Below are 3,987 nucleotides of genomic sequence, written 5' to 3'. Positions count from 1 at the left end.
CGGGTGTCGCTCATGATTCCTCCAAAGGGGTTTCGAGTGAATTCCGACGGAATCCGTTTCGGCGAAATACCGTCCGGGCCCTGCCGGAACGCGCCGTCTCTCGGTGAGATGCCTCGAACCTAGGGGCCCGTGCAGGAGGTCACAACGAATTCCCGACGCTTCCTCGGGAGCATGTACAGCCGGGTCCGGACCGTTCCACCGATTCATGCCGCGGTCGTTCACGGGCCCGTGCCGCCCTGGACGTTTCTTCCGCGCGGCCCGGACAATGAGTCGCCCCGGGCCGATTCCGGCGCGATCCGACGAGAAATGGAGCAGCCGATGGAATACTTCGAGGCCCCCGCCGAGTACCGTCCCGGTGCCCGGCCCGCCGTGTTCCTGGCGGGCGGCATCACCGGCTGCCCCGACTGGCAGATCGAGGTGGCCGGGATGCTCGCCGACGACGACGTCGCGGTGCTCAACCCCCGGCGGAGCACGTCGGTCGCGCCGATCCCGGTCACCGAGCAGATCACCTGGGAGTACCAGCACCTGCACCGGGCCGCCGTCGTGCTGTTCTGGTTCCCCCCGAGCGTGGGCAGTGTGCAGCCGATCGCGCTGTACGAGCTCGGGATGCACAGCGGGCGGGACGTCCCGATCGTGGTGGGCGCCGACCCGGACTACGTCCGCAGGCGCGACATCGGGATCCAGCTCTCGCTCGCCCGACCGGGACTGACCGTGCACCGGCACCTGTCCGACACCGTCCAGGCAGCCCGAACGCTGCTGGAGCAGAGCCGCGTCGGCACCGCGGAGTGACCCGGACCGTGCGCCGGAAGACCACCGAACCACTCCGGCGGGCACGCACCCGCGACCGTCCCGACCGGGGGCCGGACACCGGCCCCCGGCGCATCCGCGGCACGCATCCGTGCAAGTGTGCGCGCGGCTGCGGCCGGGAGCGGTGCCGTTCGCGTTCGGCGCCGCACCGACGCCGTCCCCCGGACCTAGGCTGCGGACCGGACGACCCCCGAGGCGTGCGACGGACCGCTCCTCGCGGTGTGGACGGCACGGCCTCCGCGACGCGGACGGCTCGGGCTCCACGGTATGGACGGCTCGGTCCTCCGCGCGTAACTCCCGAAAGGAACCTGGATGTTGCTCGGCCTGGCTATCGGCGGCACCGGATGGCATCCGGACACCCGGCAGGCGTCGCCGCCCGACCCGATGGGCGCCGGACAGCTCCGGCGGCTCGCCTCGGAGGCCGAGCGGGGCGGTCTGGACCTCGTCACGCTGGACGACTCCATGGCCCCGGTGACCCCACCGGGCCGCGGGCGGCCGGACGCGGTGACCGCCCTGGCCGCGCTCGCGCCGGTGACCCGGACCATCGGTCTGGTGGCGACGGTCACGACCACATACGCCGAACCGTTCCGCGTGGCCCGGGCGCTGGCCACCCTCGACCACATCAGCCGCGGCCGGGCGGGCTGGCGCCCACGGGTGGCGGCCTCGGCGGCCGAAGCCGCGCACTTCGGCCCCGAACCCCTGGCCGGGATCGGCCGACTCCGGGCGGAGGCGGCCGAGTTCACCGAGGTCGTCACCGCGCTGTGGGACAGCTGGCAGGACGACGCCGTCATCCGTGACACCGAGGGCGGCCGCTTCCTGGACCGCACCAAGGTCCGTCCCATCGACCACGTGGGAGCACACTTCCGGATCAAGGGTCCGGCCGTCGTGCCCCGCCCCCCGCAGGGCCACCCGGTGCTCGCGACCCGGCTCGGCCCGCACTCCCCGCTCGCCGACGGCCAGGACGCCGACCTGGTGTTCACCGAGGTCCAGGACGCGCGGAGGGTACGGGCACGCGTCGGGGCCGGTGTCCGGGTCATCGCCGAGGTCGAGGTGCGACTCGACGGCGACGGGGCGGACGGCCGCCCCGAACGGCCGGGCGCCGCGGACCGCCTCCGGTTCACCGGAAGCGCCGCCGAACTCGCCGCGACCCTCGAAGCGGTGTCCGCGCGCGAGCCCGTGGACGGATTCCACCTGCGGCCCGCCGCGCTCCCCGGGACGGTCGAGCGCCTCGTCCAGGAGGTTGTCCCGCTCCTGCGCCGGTACCGTCCGGTCCGCCCCGGCACCGTGGGCGGCTCGCTGCGCGAACGCCTCGGCCTGACCGCCCCGAGGCCGAACACGTCCCCGGTCCGGAAAGCGGCACTCGCACGATGAACACGACCAGTACGAGCACGATGGACACGGCCGGCACGACCGGCAAGCAGATGCATCTGGCGGCGCTCTTCCCCGCCAGGCACACGGCCGGTTGGCGCGACCCCAGGTTCGGCGACCACAACGACTTCGCCACCTTCTCCGGCCTGGCCCGCACCGCGCAGCGAGGTCTGTTCGACTTCTTCCTCCTCGCCGACTACCCCCGGCTGACCGAGCACCGCGGCACGGTCTCCGACGTCGGCATCGCCGGCGAACTCGACCAGACCACCGTGCTGTCGGCGCTCAGTTCGGTCACCGAACGGATCGGTCTGGTCGCCACCGTCAACGCGACCTTCAACGAACCCTTCGACGTGGCCCGGAGACTGGCCACCCTGGACCATTTCTCCGGTGGCCGGTGCGGGTGGAACGTCGTCACCACCTCGGACGCCTGGACCGGCGAGAACTTCCGCCGCGGCGGTTACCTCCCGCACGCCGACCGCTACCGGCGGGCGGCCGAGTTCGTCGACGCCGCCCGGACCATGTGGGGCGGCTGGACAGCGGACGGCCCCACCCGCTTCCGGCACGAGGGCTCCCAGTTCCGCGTCCAGGGACACTTCACCGTCCCGCCCGGCCCCCAGGGCTGCCCACCGACCGTCCAGGCCGGCGACTCCGAGCAGGGCCGGGAGTTCGCCGCCTCGCACGCGGACGTGGTCTACAGCCGTCATCTCGGCGCGGCCGGACTGGACTTCACCGCGGACATCCGCAACCGGGTGGCACGCCACGGACGGAACCCCGAGCAGGTGAAGGTCATGCCCGGCGTCTCCTTCGCCCTCGGCGACACCGACCAGGAGGCCCACGACAACGCGCGCGCCGCCCAGGCGCAGGCGGTCAGCCCCGAATTGGCGATCTGGTACCTGGAACGGACCTGGGGACGCGTACTGTCCGACCACGACCCCGACGGGCCGCTGCCCGACATCGATCCCGACCCCGAACCGGATCCGGACGAATGGCCCCGACTCTCCGCGGCCCCGGTCAGGTTGCGACGGGCGGACAAGTGGCGGGCCTACGCCTCCCGGCACCGCCTCGGCATCCGGGAACTCGTGATGAGGCTGACCGCCGGGAAGCCCTTCATAGGCACCCCGTCCCGGGTGGCGCAGCAGATGACCGACTACGTCCGCTCGGGCGGCGCGGACGGGTTCGTCCTGGTGCCCGCGTACGCCCCCGGCGGCCTGGACGAATTCGTCGACCGGGTCGTCCCCGAGCTCCAGCAGCTCGGCAGTTACCGAACCGCCTACCCGGGCGAGACCCTCCGCGATCACCTCGGCCTGCCCCCGGCACCCCGCCCCTGACCGCCCCCCCCCACCCCGCTACGTGCTCCACACGTACTCGGGCCGTGCCGGTCGACCTCCCCGAGTCGGCACCGCGCGGCACCGCCGCCCTCCACCCCGGCACGACGCCCCGGCCCCTTGAACAGGCCGGGGCGTCTTCGCGTTCCGAAGCGTGCCTCGGCCGGATCGGCCCAGGAGACGTCGACCGAAGCGGGGCAGAGACGGGGCGGAGGCGGGCCCACTCGCTGCGCACACCACTGCGCCGGCGTCGAATTCCGGTGGCCACGACGACCGCGGCACGAATCGGTGAAACGGTCCGGACCCGGTCGTGCACGCTCCCGAGGAAGCGTCGGGAATTCATTGTGACCTCTTGCCCGGACCTCTAGATTCGAAGTGTCTCGCCGAGAGGCAAATAATTCCGGCAGGGCCCGGGCGGTGTTTCGCCGAAACGGATTCCGTCGGAATTCACTCGAAACCCCTTTGGAGGAATCATGAGCGACACCCA

3 protein-coding genes are annotated in these 3,987 nt (G+C 72.5%); all 3 read left to right on the top strand.

Annotation, left to right across the window (positions count from 1 at the left end; all coding sequences use genetic code 11):
- Positions 1 to 318: 318 nt before the first annotated feature.
- The 3 genes from ABZZ04_RS39250 to ABZZ04_RS39240 all read left to right on the top strand — a co-directional run bounded on the left by ABZZ04_RS39250 (position 319) and on the right by ABZZ04_RS39240 (position 3,503).
- Positions 319 to 789: a nucleoside 2-deoxyribosyltransferase domain-containing protein gene (locus tag ABZZ04_RS39250; protein WP_356937026.1), complete on the top strand. Its 471-nt coding sequence runs from the start codon at positions 319 to 321 to the stop codon at positions 787 to 789.
- A 330-nt stretch (positions 790 to 1,119) separates the two neighbouring features.
- Positions 1,120 to 2,178: an LLM class flavin-dependent oxidoreductase gene (locus ABZZ04_RS39245; RefSeq protein WP_356937025.1), complete on the top strand. Its 1,059-nt coding sequence runs from the start codon at positions 1,120 to 1,122 to the stop codon at positions 2,176 to 2,178.
- Complete coding sequence (locus tag ABZZ04_RS39240) at positions 2,175 to 3,503, top strand: NtaA/DmoA family FMN-dependent monooxygenase (protein WP_356937024.1); 1,329 nt, start codon at positions 2,175 to 2,177, stop codon at positions 3,501 to 3,503. Before ABZZ04_RS39245 ends, ABZZ04_RS39240 begins: the two co-directional genes overlap by 4 nt.
- Positions 3,504 to 3,987 lie beyond the last annotated feature (484 nt).

The sequence above is a fragment of the Streptomyces sp. NPDC006435 genome (assembly GCF_040612315.1).
Classification (GTDB): Bacteria; Actinomycetota; Actinomycetes; order Streptomycetales; family Streptomycetaceae; genus Streptomyces.
This window is presented reverse-complemented; position numbering and strand designations above follow the sequence as displayed.

Excerpts from the sequence above, each read along its gene's own strand:
- ABZZ04_RS39250 (WP_356937026.1), top strand. The coding sequence starts at position 319 with ATGGAATACTTCGAGGCCCCCGCCGAGTACCGTCCCGGTGCCCGGCCC.
- ABZZ04_RS39245 (WP_356937025.1), top strand. The coding sequence starts at position 1,120 with ATGTTGCTCGGCCTGGCTATCGGCGGCACCGGATGGCATCCGGACACC.
- ABZZ04_RS39240 (WP_356937024.1), top strand. The coding sequence starts at position 2,175 with ATGAACACGACCAGTACGAGCACGATGGACACGGCCGGCACGACCGGC.